The sequence below is a fragment of the Archangium lansingense genome, from assembly GCF_026626635.1.
GTDB lineage: Bacteria > Myxococcota > Myxococcia > Myxococcales > Myxococcaceae > Archangium > Archangium lansingense.
Window position 1 is genome coordinate 8,063,411 of sequence record NZ_JAPNKA010000001.1, and the last position, 16,820, is coordinate 8,080,230.

13 protein-coding genes are annotated in these 16,820 nt (G+C 67.5%); 2 read left to right on the plus strand and 11 right to left on the minus strand.

The annotated features are described in order from the left end of the window. Positions 1-2 precede the first annotated feature (2 nt). The 5 genes from OV287_RS32180 to OV287_RS32200 are packed head-to-tail and all read right to left on the minus strand — an operon-like array spanning position 3 to position 10,234. Positions 3-683 carry a hypothetical protein gene (locus OV287_RS32180; RefSeq protein WP_267537867.1) on the minus strand — a complete coding sequence of 227 codons (681 nt, stop codon included), beginning with the start codon at positions 681-683 and terminating at the stop codon, positions 3-5. Further along, complete coding sequence (locus OV287_RS32185) at positions 680-3,754, minus strand: hypothetical protein (RefSeq protein WP_267537868.1); 3,075 nt, start codon at positions 3,752-3,754, stop codon at positions 680-682. Before OV287_RS32185 ends, OV287_RS32180 begins: the two co-directional genes overlap by 4 nt. Further along, positions 3,755-4,615: a hypothetical protein gene (locus OV287_RS32190; protein WP_267537869.1), complete on the minus strand. Its 861-nt coding sequence runs from the start codon at positions 4,613-4,615 to the stop codon at positions 3,755-3,757. It abuts the gene before it with no gap. Continuing rightward, positions 4,605-7,010 (minus strand): protein DpdF, encoded by a 2,406-nt coding sequence (gene dpdF, locus OV287_RS32195; protein WP_267537870.1) that lies wholly within the window; start codon positions 7,008-7,010, stop codon positions 4,605-4,607. Before dpdF ends, OV287_RS32190 begins: the two co-directional genes overlap by 11 nt. Then, positions 7,010-10,234 carry an SNF2-related protein gene (locus OV287_RS32200; protein WP_267537871.1) on the minus strand — a complete coding sequence of 1,075 codons (3,225 nt, stop codon included), beginning with the start codon at positions 10,232-10,234 and terminating at the stop codon, positions 7,010-7,012. Before OV287_RS32200 ends, dpdF begins: the two co-directional genes overlap by 1 nt. Before the next feature lie 629 nt (positions 10,235-10,863). Between OV287_RS32200 and OV287_RS32205 the strand changes: the two genes are divergently transcribed. Together OV287_RS32205 and OV287_RS32210 are read left to right on the plus strand one after the other, a co-directional pair. Then, entirely contained in the window at positions 10,864-11,154 is a 291-nt protein-coding gene (locus tag OV287_RS32205; RefSeq protein ID WP_267537872.1) for a hypothetical protein, read from the plus strand. Between the two features lie 137 nt (positions 11,155-11,291). Beyond that, on the plus strand, positions 11,292-11,978 hold the full coding sequence (locus tag OV287_RS32210; RefSeq protein ID WP_267537873.1) for an MgtC/SapB family protein: 687 nt from the start codon (positions 11,292-11,294) through the stop codon (positions 11,976-11,978). Between the two features lie 23 nt (positions 11,979-12,001). Here the strand turns inward: OV287_RS32210 and OV287_RS32215 are convergent, their stop codons facing one another. From OV287_RS32215 to OV287_RS32240, 6 genes are all read right to left on the minus strand, one after another. Beyond that, positions 12,002-12,379, minus strand: coding sequence for a hypothetical protein (locus OV287_RS32215; RefSeq protein ID WP_267537874.1), 378 nt, complete (start codon positions 12,377-12,379; stop codon positions 12,002-12,004). 46 nt (positions 12,380-12,425) lie between these two features. Then, on the minus strand, positions 12,426-13,442 hold the full coding sequence (locus tag OV287_RS32220; protein ID WP_267537875.1) for a dipeptidase: 1,017 nt from the start codon (positions 13,440-13,442) through the stop codon (positions 12,426-12,428). 100 nt (positions 13,443-13,542) lie between these two features. Then, positions 13,543-14,133 (minus strand): hypothetical protein, encoded by a 591-nt coding sequence (locus tag OV287_RS32225; RefSeq protein ID WP_267537876.1) that lies wholly within the window; start codon positions 14,131-14,133, stop codon positions 13,543-13,545. 192 nt (positions 14,134-14,325) lie between these two features. Beyond that, complete coding sequence (locus OV287_RS32230; RefSeq protein WP_267537877.1) at positions 14,326-14,853, minus strand: hypothetical protein; 528 nt, start codon at positions 14,851-14,853, stop codon at positions 14,326-14,328. A gap of 7 nt (positions 14,854-14,860) precedes the next feature. Further along, positions 14,861-15,376 (minus strand): hypothetical protein, encoded by a 516-nt coding sequence (locus tag OV287_RS32235; RefSeq protein WP_267537878.1) that lies wholly within the window; start codon positions 15,374-15,376, stop codon positions 14,861-14,863. Between the two features lie 40 nt (positions 15,377-15,416). Next, the gene (locus tag OV287_RS32240) at positions 15,417-16,742 is read right to left on the minus strand and encodes an MFS transporter (RefSeq protein WP_267537879.1); all 1,326 of its coding nucleotides are present in this window, start codon (positions 16,740-16,742) and stop codon (positions 15,417-15,419) included. Positions 16,743-16,820 lie beyond the last annotated feature (78 nt).

Here is a 16,820-nt window from a genome sequence, read left to right on the forward strand (position 1 = left end):
CCTCACCCCAGCCGGATCGAGAGCCGATCCCAGAGTTGAAACCGCTCGAGGACATCACGCACCTCGGGGTGCTCCAGATCCTTCGCACGGGCACGCCCCTGGGCCGCGCTCATGAGGAACTCACCCGCCTTGCCCTTGAGTCCGAGCGCCACCACGGCTTCACGCAAGGACTCCAACTGGGATTTGAGCGCCGCGGCCTCCTCGGACGTGGCCGGAGCACGGAATGCCTCGAGCCTGTCCAGTCGGTGTGCCAACTCCTCACCGCCCTGCAGCTTCGCACTGCGGGCAATCGAGACGACGGGCCGCAAAGCATCCACCTGTCTGTCCAGCATGGTCTTCCACGAGTCCCTCACTCGGGATGCCGCATCCTTGGCGGAGTCCTTGAGCGCCACGACCCGCTTCTCCACGCCTGGCGTGAGGATGTCCCCGAGGTTCTTCTCCAGGGTGGAACGCAACCGGCGAGCCGAAAGGGCCGCCTTCTTCACCGCGTCGTCCACGTCCTGGCGCGGAATCTCCGCGAACACACGCCGGGCGTGCTCCACCTGGGTCGCCGCGGTGGCGAGGTTGACCTTCGCGCCCGACAGGTCCTCGCCGAACTTGCGGAGCAGATCGACCAGATTCTGCTTCTCCCGCTTGCCCGGAAGGGCCTCCACCCGGGCCTTGAGTTGTTCCAGCCGCGTCATTCCTCCGCCTCCACGTCCACCGTGTTCATCCCGGCAATTTCAGCGAGTGTCGCAAGCAGGGCTCGAGCCAGTTCGTCCGGATCTCCCTGCGCGACGAGCGGTGCTTCCGCATGGGCGATCTCCTTCTCCACCTTGCTCACATAGCGCGCCGCCCGCTCGAGCGCCTCCACCGCCCGCTGGAGGGCAGCGGGATCGAAGACGAGCCACGCGGCCACGCCCTGTTGTTCGAGCACATCCACCGTCCGTTCGAGCGCCCTCGCCCAGGGGTCGGGGTTAGCGTACTCCTTGCTGACGGGGTCGAACTCCGGGTCCGGCACCGGCACCTTGTTCTTCTTCAAGCTGTCCAGCAGCCCGCGCAACTGACCGCAGTAAAGCCGCAGGGCCTCTCCCAGCTCCTGGACCGGAAATCCCGCGTCGGCCAGGCGCGCACGAGCGGCGTTCAGCGCTCCCCGCACGGCGGCCCGCTCGGGCTCGAGCGCTTGGTCGAGGTTCGCGAAGTGGGATGCCCTTTCCAGGATCTCGTAACGCGGTTTCCAGAAGCGTTCGAAATAGGCCGGCGGCAGGGTCGAGACCCGGGGCTCGTCCATCCAGGCTCGCGCCTCCTGGAGAATGGGCAACGGGTTGATGAAGGTGATACCACCCGTGGTCCCCTGCGGCACGTTGAGCTCGATGAGCAGCATCCGCCGCACCTCGGCGTGATCGGCGCGCACCGTGTCCAACAACTTCTTCCACGACCCCGAAGGGCTCAGACCCACCGGGAGCGACTCCCATGGCGCGAGAACCTCGCGCACGAGCTCCTCGGGAGCGGAGGGGAGCTTCTCCCGCCGCCGGAGCACCGCCGCCAGGCAGAGGATCTGCACCGCCGTGCGCAGCGGCGGGAGCAACTCCAGGCTCTCTGGATGAAAGGAGCGCATCACCGAGTCGCCATTCCTGCGCAACCACCGGGACACGACACGCTTGTAGTGCTCGGCGTTCTCGAACTCCCAACTCCCCTTGCCGATGTACTGGAATCGGCCGAGCGCCAGGATGAGGTCCGCCGTCTCCTGGCCACGGGGGAAGCGGATATAGAACGGGGGGCCCACGGCGGCACTGGAGGTCTGCCCCTCGATCTGGATGCGCCCCCTGTCGCCGAGAAGCCGGTCGAATTCCTCGGGAGGCAGCCCGTGGACCTCGTCCCGGGGAAGGGACGCCCTGAGGAACTTGAAGAGCAGATCCTTGGCCGTGGCGTCCTTCTGGAATGGCGCCTCGGGCCCGGCCATCCACGCATCCACATTGGCACGCAGGTCCCTGAACTCCCGCGGCTCAGTGGCGGGCGGCGGAGCGACGGGCGGCGGCGGGGCAACCGGCGTGGGCACCGGCACCGGTGCGGCAACGGGCTTGCTCTTGGGAGGAACCTTCCCACCCGTCATGGGATCCAACGGCAGGGACGGCAGGCCTAGGGGCTCGAGCAGGGGCGTCAGCGCCCGGGCCAACGCCTCCAGTGAATCCGCCTCCACCCAGGCATGGGCGAGCAGTTTCAGCCGCGCGCGCTGGGGCGGCGAGTAGGCACCACAGTACCTCGACTCGAACACGCTCCAGTCATGCGGCGAGCTGGGGCGGATCGGAAGGACGACGCTCCGAGGGAACTCCTTCTCGGAGAGGTCCTGCTCCTTGAGCAGGGGGCGCAGCAGATGGTCCAGGAAACCGCGCGGATTGCGCCGCACACCATCCCTCTGCTCGTCCAGCGAGTCCAGCAGCCGCCTGGGGGCTACCGGTGTAAGGGGGAACAATCCGACCGCGACTCCGTCGAACTCCACCTTGCCGAAGCGCTGATGGCACGAGTCCCTTACGGGACAGTCCGCGCAGGCGCTCAGTGCGACGTCCTGCCCCTGACGGCGCGACTCCGCGATCTGCTGGGTACGGGCCGCGCCGAGGCGGACCGCGTTGAGGTAGCGCGCGGTGAAGCGGGCCAGTCCGTCCGCCTGGCTGGTCCAGCCCAGGGAGTCCCTGCCCACGCAGATGAGGTGGGTGATGCGCTGCTTCTCGTTGTCGGCCAGGCGGACGCGGGCCGACTCCGTCATTCCGAGCACGGCCACCAGGGGACAGAGGTCCACCCGCGATTGGGGTTCCACCGCGTGGAACAGCTCCTTGTCCAATGAGGACATGACCGAGACGTCCTCGACGAAGAGAGCGAGGGTGAGCCCGTCCTTCTTCAGCTCCATCCGGATCTGGTCGAAGAGATCCCGCAGCTTGCTGCCCCCCAGACCACTCATCTCATTGAGGGCATCACGCAACACCGTGTTGAAGTGACCCGCTACCTGGGCCACTAACTCCGGGCTGTCCTCAAGCTCATCCAACAGCCCCCGGACCGCGGGGGTGTTGTCGTTGCGGTTGCGCAGGGGCACCCGGAACTCGGCCGGGGTAAATTCAGGCAGGGTCGCCCGCTCGTCCACGGTGCTCGCGGCGGTGAGCCGGCGCACGTTCTGATCGATGATGCCTCCGTCCCGGCACAGCCAGTCACGGGTCCCCTTGGAGGCGCACAGCTCGGCGATGTCCTTCAACAGATAGGGCAGCGCCGGACGCCCCCGCTCCTTCCACAACACGCCCAGTTCCAGGGCGAGCTTCTGGGCCATCATCATGCGGGCGGTGGTCTGGGAGATGTTCCCGATCGCCTGATGGATGGGCTGGAGGTAGGTGTGGTAGCGATCCGGGAGTTGCTCCACCATCTGGCTGAGCGCGTCCTTGAGACTCCCCGTCCGGCGCTGCACCAGCACCGGGCAGATGTTCTTGAGCTCCCCAGAGACGAGCGCCTGATCACACCGGAGCTTCAACCAGTGGATGAGGTGCGACTTGCCAGTGCCCGGGTCGCCGAACACCACCGCGAGCGAATGGGAGCGCGTGCCGTCCCACAGGGATTGATGGAGCGACTCCTCGCTCATCTCCGCGTTCAACCGCTCGTCCTTGATCTGCAGCACGGGCGCGTGGGTGGCGAGGAAGTCGTGGACGCGCCCGGTGTCCATCTTGGCGATGTTGGTGATGACCTCCGCCACACGCTCCGGTTTCCAGCACGGCTCCCCCAGCTTCGTCACCATCTAGCGGTCCTCCCGGGCCGAGCGCACCAGTTCCACCTCGTCCAGGTAGACGGATCGGAGTGTCTTGCCATCGTTGGGGGGTTCGGCGAGCGCCAGGCTCCACCCCCGGCTGTCCGGCGCGCCATGCAAGCGAATCCACCCGTCCTCGTGCAGCGCGACGAGCGCCTGGGCGAAACCCGCCGTGCACTGCTTCTGGGCGGGATCCCAGTGAGGGTTGGCTCGCAGGAAGAGCTCGCCCCCATCCAACTCCGGGCATTCCCGCGCGACCGCGGCCATGAACGCCTCCCCCATCACCCGGCGCTCCTTCTGGAAGAGCCGTTCCAGGCAACGCAGCAGACGCGGCACCGGCAGACATTGGAAGGAGTCCTTCGAGTCATACCAGCCGAGGCCGGCGTAGCGGAGCCAGCGATGCAGGCCAGAAAGCTTGTCGGGATTGAACCGGTTGGAGACGGACTCCCCCTCGAAGAGCGCCCGGTTGAACTCCGTCACCCAGTCGTCTCTCGTCCGGCCGGACATGCTGCTGCGCGGTGTCCCCAGCACGAACGCGTAGAACAGCGCGAAATAGGGCTCCACCCCCGTATGAGCGAGCACTTCGCGGTCCAACGCCTCCTGCAACGCCACGCGGACCGGGCTCGTCCTGTCCGGAACGGCCGACGCCTGGCCCTCCTTCACCTGGATCAGGTTCAACTCCTCCGCTGCCCTGAAGGTCTGGTCGAAGGCGGAGGAGTCCCCCTTCCTGTCCAGTCCCTGCGGTTGGAAGACGGCGCGCAGCGTGTCGCGCTGGGCGCGGCGCCCCATTTCGCGCACCAGGGTCAGCAGTGCCTCGACCCGGAGCGGGGTCGTTGGCCCGTCAGTGAACATGGTTCCATGCCTCGTAATTCAGAAGAGAGACCCCTTGAGACTCCAGGGGCCAGCGTCCGTGCGTGTCGAGTATCACCGGGACGCTCGTGCCCACCAGATGGATGACACGTGCCCCCATGCGCAGGTCGAACGCGGATCTCAGGAGCCCGCTCCCATGGAGGACGACCAACGCCTCATCCGGTTTCACATCGAATTCAGGCTCAGCATCCAGGACATCCAGCCGGTACAGGAACCGGCCATGCTCGTCCGCCCGGGCGCAGAGTGAGAGCAGATGTGCCTGCTCCTCGGGCGAGCAGGCGAAGCGCCGCAAGCCCCGGCGATACCATTCCCGAAAGGCCCGCACCCAACGAGATCCTTCCGTCGCGGGAGCCGGTGCGCCCGTCACGACGACGGACGGGGCGGATGGATTGTGGTGAGGGATGACCCGAAGCTTCGGGCAGAAGAAACCGCTGGGCTCCCTCCGGCACGCGCGGCAGCCCCCGCACGTCCCCTGGGTCTTGTCGCGTCCGTACACCCGCCGGAGCAGGATGCGCATGCAGTCCTTGCCCGCGAGCACCTCGTCCATCTGGTTGAGCCCCTCGTACAGCTCGTTCAATTCCGCCTTGCGCGATTCGGCCACCAACTCCCCGACCTGGGGGGACGCCGGGGGGAATTTCAATCGCACCTCCAGCCACTCCGCTCGCGCATCCTCCTGACCAGGAAGGGGCTCCGTTTCCTCCTCCCAGTGGAGGTCACGGAGCTCCAGGAGTTTCGCCCGGCTCAGTTGGAGGACGAGGCGCTTGTTCCATCGGATGTGCTCGGCATAGGTGCGCTCCCCCATCAAGCGGTGGGGCCGGGCGTTCAATCGCAGCTTGTACCGATACTCGTCCTCCGAGACGGGCTGGTGGGTGGACCACAGTCCCTCCCAGCGCTCCTGGATGTTCTCCGGACGCAGGAGCTTGGGCGTCAGTCCCTCGGCCACCAACCGGTCTCTTCGCGTCGTCAACAGCAGGCATACGGAGGAGAGACCATCCCGGCCTCCGCGTCCGACTTCCTGGTAATAGCGGTGCAGGTTCTCCGGCAGACAGGCGTGCACCACGGCACGCACGTCTGGCTTGTCGACGCCCATTCCGAACGCCGAGGTCGCCACCATCACGTCGAGCCGGTTCTCCCGCCAGGCCTCGAGAAGCTCCCGGCGGCGGGCGGCGGGCGTGTCCCCATGAAACACCCCGATGCGCTGGAACCCCTCGGCCCTGAGCCTCTGGCCCCAGTCCTCGGCATCCGCCTTCTCGGTAGTGTAGAGAATCGTCGGCCGGGGCAACTTCCAGAGGGACTCCAGCACGGCCTGCTCGCGTGACGGCTCGTCCGGGAAATACTTCGTGAAGTACGTCATCTCCGGGCGCAGCCGCTGGCTGACGGACTCCCGCCAATCGGACTCACTCTGGCAGAAGAGCTGCTTCAACAGCCCGGCACCGCTCTGGGTGAAGGTGGCGGAGAGCAGGAACGTGCGCACCTGGCACTCCGGGCGGGACATCCATCCCAGCCAGAGCATGCTGAGCAGCTGGAAGTCCACACGGAAGTAGATGCCCCACGTCTCGATGATGTGGGCCTCGTCGATGACGAGGTTGTCCAGCCACCCCTCCCGGACCGCAGCATCCAGCACCGCGCGCAAACGGCCAGAGACGCAGGCCTCCGGGGACGTGAAGATGAGCCGCGTGGCACGGGCACGCGCCTGCGCCAGCACCTGCTCGGCGTGCTCGTCGGCCGAGTAGCACAGGGGGTTCACGTCCGGCTGGCGCTCGAAGCGCGCGACCGCCTGCCGCCATTGATCGAGTGCCAGCGCCACCGTGGGAACGACGACCACCGTCAAGCCCGCGCCGAAGCGAGGCAACACCTGGAAGCACAAGCTCTTGCCCGCTCCGGTGGGCAGGGCGATCAGCGTGGTGGAACGCGGGGGCGCGGTCAGCGCGCACCAGGCCGCTTCCTTCTGGGCGAGGGATTGCCACTGCTCGTAACCAAACGCCCCCAGGAAGGGCTCCGCGTCCACCGCTTCCCGGGGATTGCGCTCCTCGGGCGACCGGTCGACCCCTTCGGGGGGAAGGACGTCATCGCTCAGCCACGTGGGGACGAACGGCTCCGCCTCGAGCTGTCCCGCCGCGGTCACCCGGACCCCGGCACGTGACGCCCACGGCCGCAGCTGCTCGGGAAGCGTTCCCACCACCACGCCCGGCGACCAGCGCGCCAGTTGACGCAGCAGCACCGCGTGGTCCGCGCCCAACTCGCCCGCCTCCTTCCAGGCCGACAACAGACGCCAGGCCGCATACTCCGGGGAGCTGGTCTTCCTGGGCCGCTCGGGCACTTCACGAGGCGCGCGTCCCTCCTGGAAGGCGAGACGTAGCACATCTAACGGTTCCATCACCGGTCCCGGAGCACGGAGGAGTTGATCGCCAGGAAGCCCGCCGCATCGAGCACGACCTTCCACCCACGCACCGCATTGATGAGCCGGTGCACCGCCTCTTCCTGCCCCTGTTCCGCGCCGGGATCGTTGCGCAGCCCCCTGGCCAGCTCCTCGAGGCGCTTCAGTTCCACGTCCACCAGGGGCTCGATCCGGCGCGCCAGCGTCTCGCGCGCGTGAGCCTCCGCCTGGGTGTTCAGCTCGGGCAATACAATCGCCCAGCCACGCGGAAAGACCTCCTGGAGCACCCGCGCCTTCTCCTTGGTGAGGTTCCACCACATCCGGTCCTTCGTCTGGACGCCGCACGCGGTGCGCACTTGCAGGAGCCTGTCGGGCTCCTTCTCCACACGCCCGTTCTCGTGGACAAAGACGTGCACCGGCCGCTGGGAGAAGAGCCCACGCGCCTGACCCGCCAGCCAGGGCTCGTTCTCGAGTCCCGCCAGATCCGGAACGGCCCGGAAGACGAACTCAAGCCCCATCCAGGACTCGTGACCCGGAATCTCGCACTCCACCGCGTAGGTACGTCCCCTCCCCTGAGTGTCCAGGGACGCCACGAGCGATTCGAAGAGCGGATGGCCCACTGTGAAGAAGGAGCTCGAGGGTCGCTGCTGCGCGACCTCGCGCCGAAAGGTGCCGTCGTAGGAGGCCATCACGTCGTTGCCCATCTGCTTCGCCATGGACTGGGCGTGCGGCAACTGCTCTCCGGACAGTCGCCACAGGGCGCCAGACGGCACATCCGGCTCGGACAGTTGGCGCGCGCTGCCTGGCGAGAGCACCCGGAAGTAGTCGAGGAACGCACGCTCCAATGCCAGTTCTTGCTCGGGTGGCTGCTGGACCTTGCGGTAGCGCTCGGCGGCCAGCCGCTCGAACGAGGCTTCATCCAACACTGCCTCGCCCTCGTCCTGGAGCCGTTCCTGCTCCGCGATCTCCCGCAGGCGTGGTGCGAGCGAACGCAGGTCTTCCGCTCCCTCCTCGGCCAGGACGGCGCGCGCCAGCAGTACCTCCACCTCGCGCAGGGCGAACTCCAACCCGCTCAACGAGGTGTGATAGACGCGGAGGCCCTCGTCGAAGCAGCGAACCAACTCTCCCTCGAGCGTCCCTTCCGCGCACAGAACGTGGGAGAGAACCTCGGAATGGAAGCGCTCACGCCCCAGCCGGTCCAGACGGCCGATGCGCTGCTCCACCCGGGCGACATGCCACGGCGTATCCACGTGGATCAGTTCCGAGGCGAACTGGAAATTGCGGCCCTCGCCGCCCGTCTCGTCGGACACCAGGATCCACGTGGCGTCCTTCGTGCGGAAACGCAGGACGTTGGCCTCCTTATCATCGCGATCCATGTCCGCGCTGAACTCGGCGACCGCGTTCCCGCCGAATGCGGCACACAGATACGCGGCGATCTCTTCCGACGCACCTGGGTAGCCGGCGAAGATCAGTACCTTGGGCGGCCGCTGCGCGTCCGAGCGGATCCGGGTGAGCAGCTCGCAGAGCGCCTTCATGCGAGGCCGCGCCGCCGAACGCCTCCATGCGTCCACGCGGCGTACGGCGTATTGCAGAGCCTTGGGGTCCAACGCGTCGCGAACCGCGAGGCACAGCAACTCCAGGAAGAATCCCCAATCCGTGCTCCCCGCCAGGTGCCCATGGAGGATGACGTCGCGTCCCCGCTGCTTGAGCCCCTTCTGGGCAGGGGCATTCTCCAGCTCCTCGAGCAGGCCCTTCAGGGAGGTGGGCGAGAGGGTCGCATGGAGCGCGACCCGAGCCAACGGTAGCAGGAATGCTTCCTCCAATCCGTTCGCCTGCGCGCTCCGCAGAAGCATCACCACCGCGGAGATGGCTTCGAGCTCGAGCGGATCCGGGGTGTAGTGGGTGATGCGGAGCTTGCGCTCGATCGGCTCGATGGATTGCTGATCCAGCAGATGCTGGCGCCGGTTGCGCAGGATGCGGCGGTTGACGCGGTAGCGGTCCGCGACGTGGTGGCTGAAATGCCGCGCCACCTCGGCGAGTCCCTCGGATTGCCCGGCCAGAGCCTCCACCTGGGAGACCAGTTGTGGATCCGCTCGCAGCACGTCCACCCGGAGCAGATTGCGCGCGGCGGTGACGACATCGGCGCTGGAGAAGTGACCCTCCGCGAGGCCATTGATGCGCCGCTCCAACAACCGGAGTCCCCGGCCGATCGTGGGCTGCGCGTCGTAGAGTTCCTTGAAGCGCTCGCGGATCGGGCCTTGCTCGTATTGTCTGGGCTCGAGCAGGCTCAACAACCGCAACAACTCGTCCTCGCGTCTCTGAGCGGGGAGCGCGCTCAACAACAGGAGCGAGGGCGTCTTGAGCGCCAGTTCGCGAACGGTGCCGTACAGGGTGTCCGAGTCGAGCAGGTGATGGGCCTCATCGACCACGACCATGTCCCACGAGATGTTCATGACCACCGGTGTCATGTCCTTGAGCAGCCGCCCGGTGGAGACGATCGCGGCCCGCGGGGGAGTGGCGGCCAACGTCTTGGGGTCGTGGAGATCCATGACCTGGAACGTCTGTCCGCCGAACTTCGAGTACATCTCGCTGAGCCACTGGTAACAGAGCGCTCCGGGGCAGACGACGAGCACGCGGGCGCCCGGCTTCTGGCTCAAGAGATCGTGGAGGATGATGCCCGCCTCGATCGTCTTGCCCAGCCCGACCTCGTCCGCGAGGATGTAGCGGCGGCGCTGCGCCTGCAGGACGATGCCCGCCACGTAGGCCTGGTGCGAGCGCAGGTCGATCCGGCTGGAGAGCAATGCGCGCAGCCCGCCCCCACTCTGGTTCAGGCGTGCCAGGGCTTCGACCAGAGACTCGCGCGCGACGAACTCGGCGAGGGCGTGGATGTCGTGATTCAGCAGGAGCTGGAGCGCCCCTCGAGGAGCCCCGTCCTCCCGGGGCGTGAGTTCCACCTCGGACAGCCGCTCGCTGCTGCCATCGGCATAGCGCACCATGTACTGGTGGGGGTTGGTACCCGTCGCGGAAGAAACGGATTGGATGACGCACTCGCCATCCGGCCCCTCGCAACGCCATCCACTCGCGAGGACATGACGCTCCATCGCGTCGGCGAGACTATCGGCCGCCAACGTCTTCTCGCCTCTGTCCCCTTCCAGGAAGCGGATCCGGATGCGCCGCCCTTCCACATCGACGATCTTCCCGAGACCAAAATGTCGATGCCTCACGAGAAAGCCACGTAGATCGCTCACGATGCCATTTCCCCCAGGACGGTTGTGCACCCTCCCGCCGCGCAGTCTCGCAGGTTCGCACGCAAAAATGCAGCCCTTCGGACCGCTCCCGGGATCCTCCGCAAGTGGTATTGCGCGGAGCAGGATTTTCACGGGGGGCGAACCCACTGCGGCCATCAATGGCACATCCAGATGCTGCCAGACCCGCTACTGGGTACATTCCCTTGCCACTCTCCCACGAGGGGGCGCTTGAGCGGCTTTGCAACTGCTGCATTGAGATAGCCTCCACGGAATGAGCCGCCGCACCGCCTTCGCGCTCATCACCTCCCGCTCGTGCTCGTTGTCTCCACACGGGCTGTAACTCCGAGCGAAAAAAGTATCACGAGCAGATAGAGACCGCTTGGGCCGCTCTCGAAAAGGGCGCCCTGGCGACCCCGGCACTCGAGGATGACCTCCAGGCCCGCGAGGCGTTCCTCGCCACGTACCCGGCGTCCCACGAGCACGGCAATCCACGCGCCGCCCAAGCGGAGCAACTGCTGGCCCAGCGCCGTGAGCAGTCCCGTCTGGCGAAAGAGCAGCCGCGGCTGAGCACCGGCTTCTTCTGGAACGCGCCCAACCTGACCACCGTGCCCAACGGCTTCAACGCGCGTCACAAGTTCTCGTTGAAGACCTGCAATGGCTGCCATGCGCGGGAGACGAACACCGGCTTCACGCACGTGGGCCCCACGGGCGCGCTCTCGCCCTTCCTGGCCACGGGCGTGGCCAACATGTTCACCCCCTACAACGTCACGGATCCGGTGAGCGGCCTGGTGCGCCCCTTCTATGAGATCCGCGACCGCGCCCAGCACCTGGACAGCGCCGCCAACCAGTCGTGCGTGTTCCGCAGCTTCGACCGGCTGAGCGCCTCCCCGCACTGAGCCGCGGTCCACGCAAACAAGAGCCGGAAGCCACTGGAATGCCCGTGGCTTCCGGCCCGGTTCTCAGGGGGTTTTCGCGAAGGGAATGGGGCACAGTGCCCCAGAACCCTCTCGGGCAATTGCCGTAGAATGGGGGAATGCTCTCCCATCTCGACATGCTCCTCCGCATCTCCGCGGGCGCGGGTCTGGGCGGCGTCATCGGCTATGAGCGAGACAAGCACCGCAGGCCCGTGGGGCTGCGCACGCACCTCATCGTGTCGATGACGTCCGCGACCTTCATGGTCGTGTCCTCCCAGTTCGCCTATTTCCAGCAGTTCGGGACACAGGGCGAGTCACTGGTCGAGGTCGATGGGTCTCGCATCGCGGCGTCGGTCGTCACCGGCATCGGCTTCCTGGCGGGCGGAGCCATCCTGCGCACTGGAGCCACCGTCCAGGGACTCACCACCGCCGCGGGCTTGTGGCTCGTGACGGCCATCGGGCTGTCCGCCGGAGCCGGCATGTACCTGGAAGCGAGCTTCGTGACGATGCTGGGCATCATCGCGCTCACCTTCCTGCGCCGGTTCGAGGACAAGAACGACACCCTGGTGCGGCGCAAGGTGTCCCTGGTGCTATCCGCCGGAACGGGAATCCAGCAGGTCACTTCCCTGCTCCAGAAGCTGGGCGTCGCCGTACTCGACATCGAGTACGAGCGGCACTTCTCGGGAGAGCGCAACACAACCATCGCTCTCGATGCACAGATCCCCGCCGTCGTCACTCCGGACAAGCTCGTGGAAGGACTCGAGCAGACGGAGGGCATTGTCTCCGTCCATGTCCGCAACGTGTGACGGCGGGGCGGCCGGACAGGGCTTCAGGGCTCGCAGGTGACGTGGGTGTCGTCCATGACACACGTGCCGCACGTCTTGACCAGGGTCAGCACGCCCATGCGGCACTCGAGCACGCCCCTGTTGTCGGCCGTGCACAACCCGCGGCCCTCGGCGGAGGCCGCGCACGAATCCCCGACGAGGTTGCCCTGCATGTCGCACTGGACGGTGCCATCCGACTCGCTGCACCCCGAGGCCCCCCGGCATTGCAGCGTGCGCCACACCTCGTCACGACACTCGAGCGCCTCCTTCTCGGAGGCACAGGTGTAGCCGCCTCCCCGGCAGGAGTCGCCAGCCTTGACGCCGCAGGCGGACAGGAGGAGGGAGCCAATCATCAACGAGAACAGGACGGAGGAGCGGTTCATCACGGCGTCGGACGATTCCAGGCGCCGCGAGCCCGGTCAACCGGTGTCACGCCCCGAGCGTCTCGCGGAAGTACCTTCGGAAGTTGCCCCCGAGGATGCGCTCCACGAGTGCCTCGGGGTGGCGACGCAACAGGGCCTCGGTGAGCTTGGGCAGATCCGTCACGTCGTGGATGCCCTTGGGCAGGGCCACCATGCCGTCGTAGTCCGAGCCAATGCCCACGCCCTCCTCCCCCATCACTCCCAGGGCGTGCTCAATGTGCCGCACGACGTCGTCGATGGCGTCGCCGCCCAGGTACACAGGGGCAAGGATGATGCCCACCACGCCCCCTCGCTCGGCGATCCGGCGCAGCACCTCGTCCGAGAGGTTGCGCCACCCGCCTCCCGCCCCGCGCACCCCCGTGTGAGAGGAGAAAACGCGTGCGGTGGGGTGCGCCAGGATGTCCTCCAGCGTCCGCTCGGAGGCATGGGCCACGTCCACGCTCATGCCCACGCGGGCCATCTCCTCCAGCACCGACTGGCCCAGCGGCGACAGGGGCTTGTTGCCCATCAACGGGAAGGACGAGCCACCCGCCTCGTTGTTGGACAGGTGCGTCAGGCCCATGAAGCGCACGCCCCGCTGGTGCAGCTCCGCCACGCGCTCCACCTGGCCCTCGATGGCGTGAGCGCCCTCGATGCCGAGCACGGCTGACAGCCGCCCCTCGGCAAGGTTCTCCTCCAGGCCCCGCCCCGTGGTGGTGATGCGCACCTGCCCGTCAGAGCGGCGGCAGAAGTCCGCCAGCCGGTCCACCTGCCACACGGCGCGCGTCCACTCGCTCTCCCGGGCCTCGCGGGGCCAGCCGCGCCAGACGGCGAAGGCCTCGAAGCCCCCAATGAAGGGAAAGCCGCGGGTGACGATGGTGAAGCACTGCAGCTTCATCCCCACCTCTCGCAGGCGGGGGAAGTCCACGTGCCCTTCGGAGGAGCGCTCGCAAAGGTCCCGGTTCCACATGAGCGAGTCCGCGTGCGAGTCCGCGATGCACCAACGCTGGTGGAGCTCGAGCACGTCGCTCGTCTTGAGAGCCATGGCCGCAGTCTCGGGCTTCCCGGCCCTCGCGACAAGCACTCCGCAAAGACGACGGCCCCCGCCCGGAGGCGGAGGCCGCATCCCACCGTGTCACGCGGAACTACTTCTTCGGCTCGCCCGGGTGCTGGGCGCTCATCTTCTTCACCTCGATGCTCTTGAGCATCATCTGGCCGTTCGGATCCAGCTGGTAGGAGGCGCGGACCTCATCACCGGGCTTCAGATCCTTCAGCGCCACCGGCTTGTCGTCCTTCATCACCTGGACCTGCGGGTTGGCCTGGAAGCGCATCACCTGGTTGTTCTTGTCCGGGACGATGACCGCGATGGTCGTGGCCGAGGCGGACTGGATGGTGCCCTTCACCTCCTCGGTCTTGATGTTGGCCGTGGTGTCCTTGGGCGTGGTCACGCCGCTGCCACCCGTGGCCTCGTCGCGCTGCTCACCGAGCTGCTGGTTCTGGGCCTCGGCCAGCTCGCGCTGCTCCTCCGTGAGATCCTTCTGGGCGTCGGTCATCTCCTGCTGGCCGTCCTGGCGCGTCTCGGCGACCTCTTTATTGGTCTCCTGGCGCTCCGCATCCACGTCGCGCTGCGCCTCGGCCACCTCCCGCTGCTCCTCCTGGACCTTGTTGCGATCCTGGCAGCCCACCGTCAAACCGAGCCCCGCCACCGCCATCACCGCCATCATGAGCTTACGCATGGTGCCGCTCCTTTCGTTCCTCGCCAGAGGGGAAGCCCCCCCGGCGTGTGGAAGGAAACTGGGGGCCTGCATCGCGGGTGCACAGGGCTTGTCAGAGCGAAAAACCGGTACAGGGGCAGCGGCCCGCCAGAACGGGGCCCGGTGGGCTGCCTGCTTTCTCCGGGAAGAATTCGAGGCTTTCCCAGGAATCGCCTAGGGCCCGCCGTCGGGTGCCGAATCGTCGGCACAGAAGGGCGCACCGCCCGCGGCCCAGCGGTCGATGAGCACGCGCTGCTCCTCGGTGGGCTCGGGGTTCCCCGGGGGCGGCATGGTGCGGAAGACCACGGTGCGCGCGTGGATGCGCGGCGCCATCAGCTTCGCTCCGGCCACCCCTCCATCCATCTCGTACATGTCGAGCCGGAAGTCCGAGCGGCCGTTGCTCCCGGAGGAGTCCGCGCCGTGGCACGAGGACACGCAGTTGGCCGCGAGGATGGGCTGGATGTCCTGACACCAGGTGGGCACCGGGCCGGTGTTGGGGTCGGAGACACCGGGCGCATTCAGCACCTCGCAAGTGCGCCCCGCGCCCGGGCGTGCCGCGACGCAGGTGTAGGGCTGGGGGCAGTCGGCCACGGACTCGCAGGACTTGCCGGAGAAGTCGGGGGCCTCGAGGAAGCAGCCGGCGGTCACGACGGCACAGAGGCCCAGGAGGCTCGAAGAGAGGCTCTGGAGGATGCGCTTCATAGGGGAGCTATTGAGTACCACCGTCGGTGCAGAGCGGTGTACCGCCAGCGATCCATCGAGAGAGGATCTCCCGCTCGGAGGCAGAGGGAGCAGGGTTGCCCGGAGGCGGCATCGACGGTGGCTCCACCACGGCGCGGGCCCTGATGCGCGCGGCCATGTCCCGGGCCCCGAGCACTCCACTGCTGGCCTCGTACATGTCGAGCCGGAAGTCCGAGCGCTTGCTCCCGGAGGTGTCCGCGCCGTGGCACGAGGCCACGCAGCTTGCCGTGAGGATGGGGCGGACGTCCTGGCACCAGGTAGGCACCGGCCCGGCGTCGGACGTGCCCGCGTCGGTGTCCTGGGGGGCGGGCGGGAACATCACCTCGCAGGAGCGCTGGTCCGCGGAGACCGTCACGCAGCGGTAGGAGGCAGGGCACTCGGAGTCGTCCAAGCAGGGACGTCCCGGCCCGGGGTTCTCGGAGAAGAAGCAGCCGGAGGCCGCCAGTGCGGAGACGAGCACCCACGAGTTCAAGAGGACGCGCATGCCCCGCAAGGTTAGATGAAATTCAGCTGGCGGGCGTGCGCTACGAGGCGCTCATCGCGGCGAACCGCGTGCGGCCCGCGCCCAGGAGATAGAACGCCACCAGGAACCCCACCCCACACAGCCCCGCCACGTAATGCGCGGGCGCCAGGGGATGGTCCTTCATCATCAGCGTGACCACCAGGGGCGTCAGGCCGCCGAAGATGGCATACGCCACGTTGTAGGAGAACGAGAGCCCCGAGAAGCGCACCGCCGCGGGGAAGGCGCGCACCATGACCGTGGGCACTACGCCCACCACGCCGACGCAGAACCCCGTCAGTGCGTACAGCGGGACGAGGCGCTCCGGCGCCGCGTTCACGCCGAGGTAGAGCCCATACGTCGACACCAGCAGGGCGAGGCAGCCCAGTCCCAGCATCCATCCAACGCCGAAGCGGTCCGCGAGCAGGCCGAAGACGGCACAGCCGACGGTAAGGCTCAGCGTGGCCACGCTGTTGGCCTCCAGCGCGTGGGCCGGGGTGATGCCGTAGAGCTTCTGCACCAGCGTCGGCGTCATCAGGATCATCACCACGATGCCGGCGGTGAGCACCCAGGTGAGCAGCATCGACACCGCCACCGACAGGCCATGGCCGCGCAGCACGGCCTTGAGCGGCAGCTCCTGCACCAGGGCCTTGCGCTGACGCATCTCCTCGAACACCGGCGTCTCGGCCAGCCAGCGGCGCAGGAACACGGCGAAGAAGCCGAACACGCCCCCCACCAGGAACGGCAGGCGCCAGGCGAAGGCCTGCACCTGCTCCGGGGTGTAGATCTTGTTGACCGCCGTGGCCACCAGCGAACCAATCAGGATGCCAAGCGTGAGGCCGGAGGTGAGCGTGCCGCAGGCGAAGCCGACGCGGTGCTCCGGCACGTGCTCGGAGACGAACACCCAGGCCCCCGGCACCTCGCCGCCCACCGCCGCGCCCTGCACCATGCGCAGCACCAGCAGCGCCAGCGGCGCCGCATAACCCGCGGTGGCGTAGGTGGGCAGGCTGCCAATCAACAACGTCGGCACCGCCATCATGAACACGCTCAGCGCGAACATACGCTTGCGGCCGCTGCGGTCTCCGAAGTGCGCCATCACGATGCCGCCCAAGGGGCGCGCCAGGTAGCCGGCCGCGAACAGTCCGAAGGCCTGGAGCTGACGCAGCCACTCCGGCGTGTCGGGCGGGAAGAAGAGCTGCCCAATCACCGTGGTGAAGAACACGAAGATGATGAAGTCGTAGAACTCCAGCGCACCGCCCAGCGCCGCCAGGGCGAGCGTCTTGGCGTCCTGGCCGGTGAGCGGGCGCTGCGCGAGCGGCTGTGGGGTGTCGTGGGTGGAGGGGGCAGACATAGAGGAATCAGAGCCAGAGACGCGCAATGATTTCAAGGGTTTGGCTGTCGCACGCAACTCGGAGGGGCGTATGCGCGG

Excerpts from the sequence above, each read along its gene's own strand:
- OV287_RS32180 (WP_267537867.1), bottom strand. The coding sequence starts at position 683 with ATGACGCGGCTGGAACAACTCAAGGCCCGGGTGGAGGCCCTTCCGGGC.
- OV287_RS32185 (WP_267537868.1), bottom strand. The coding sequence starts at position 3,754 with ATGGTGACGAAGCTGGGGGAGCCGTGCTGGAAACCGGAGCGTGTGGCG.
- OV287_RS32190 (WP_267537869.1), bottom strand. The coding sequence starts at position 4,615 with ATGTTCACTGACGGGCCAACGACCCCGCTCCGGGTCGAGGCACTGCTG.
- dpdF (WP_267537870.1), bottom strand. The coding sequence starts at position 7,010 with ATGGAACCGTTAGATGTGCTACGTCTCGCCTTCCAGGAGGGACGCGCG.
- OV287_RS32210 (WP_267537873.1), top strand. The coding sequence starts at position 11,292 with ATGCTCTCCCATCTCGACATGCTCCTCCGCATCTCCGCGGGCGCGGGT.
- OV287_RS32215 (WP_267537874.1), bottom strand. The coding sequence starts at position 12,379 with ATGAACCGCTCCTCCGTCCTGTTCTCGTTGATGATTGGCTCCCTCCTC.
- OV287_RS32220 (WP_267537875.1), bottom strand. The coding sequence starts at position 13,442 with ATGGCTCTCAAGACGAGCGACGTGCTCGAGCTCCACCAGCGTTGGTGC.
- OV287_RS32225 (WP_267537876.1), bottom strand. The coding sequence starts at position 14,133 with ATGCGTAAGCTCATGATGGCGGTGATGGCGGTGGCGGGGCTCGGTTTG.
- OV287_RS32230 (WP_267537877.1), bottom strand. The coding sequence starts at position 14,853 with ATGAAGCGCATCCTCCAGAGCCTCTCTTCGAGCCTCCTGGGCCTCTGT.
- OV287_RS32235 (WP_267537878.1), bottom strand. The coding sequence starts at position 15,376 with ATGCGCGTCCTCTTGAACTCGTGGGTGCTCGTCTCCGCACTGGCGGCC.
- OV287_RS32240 (WP_267537879.1), bottom strand. The coding sequence starts at position 16,742 with ATGTCTGCCCCCTCCACCCACGACACCCCACAGCCGCTCGCGCAGCGC.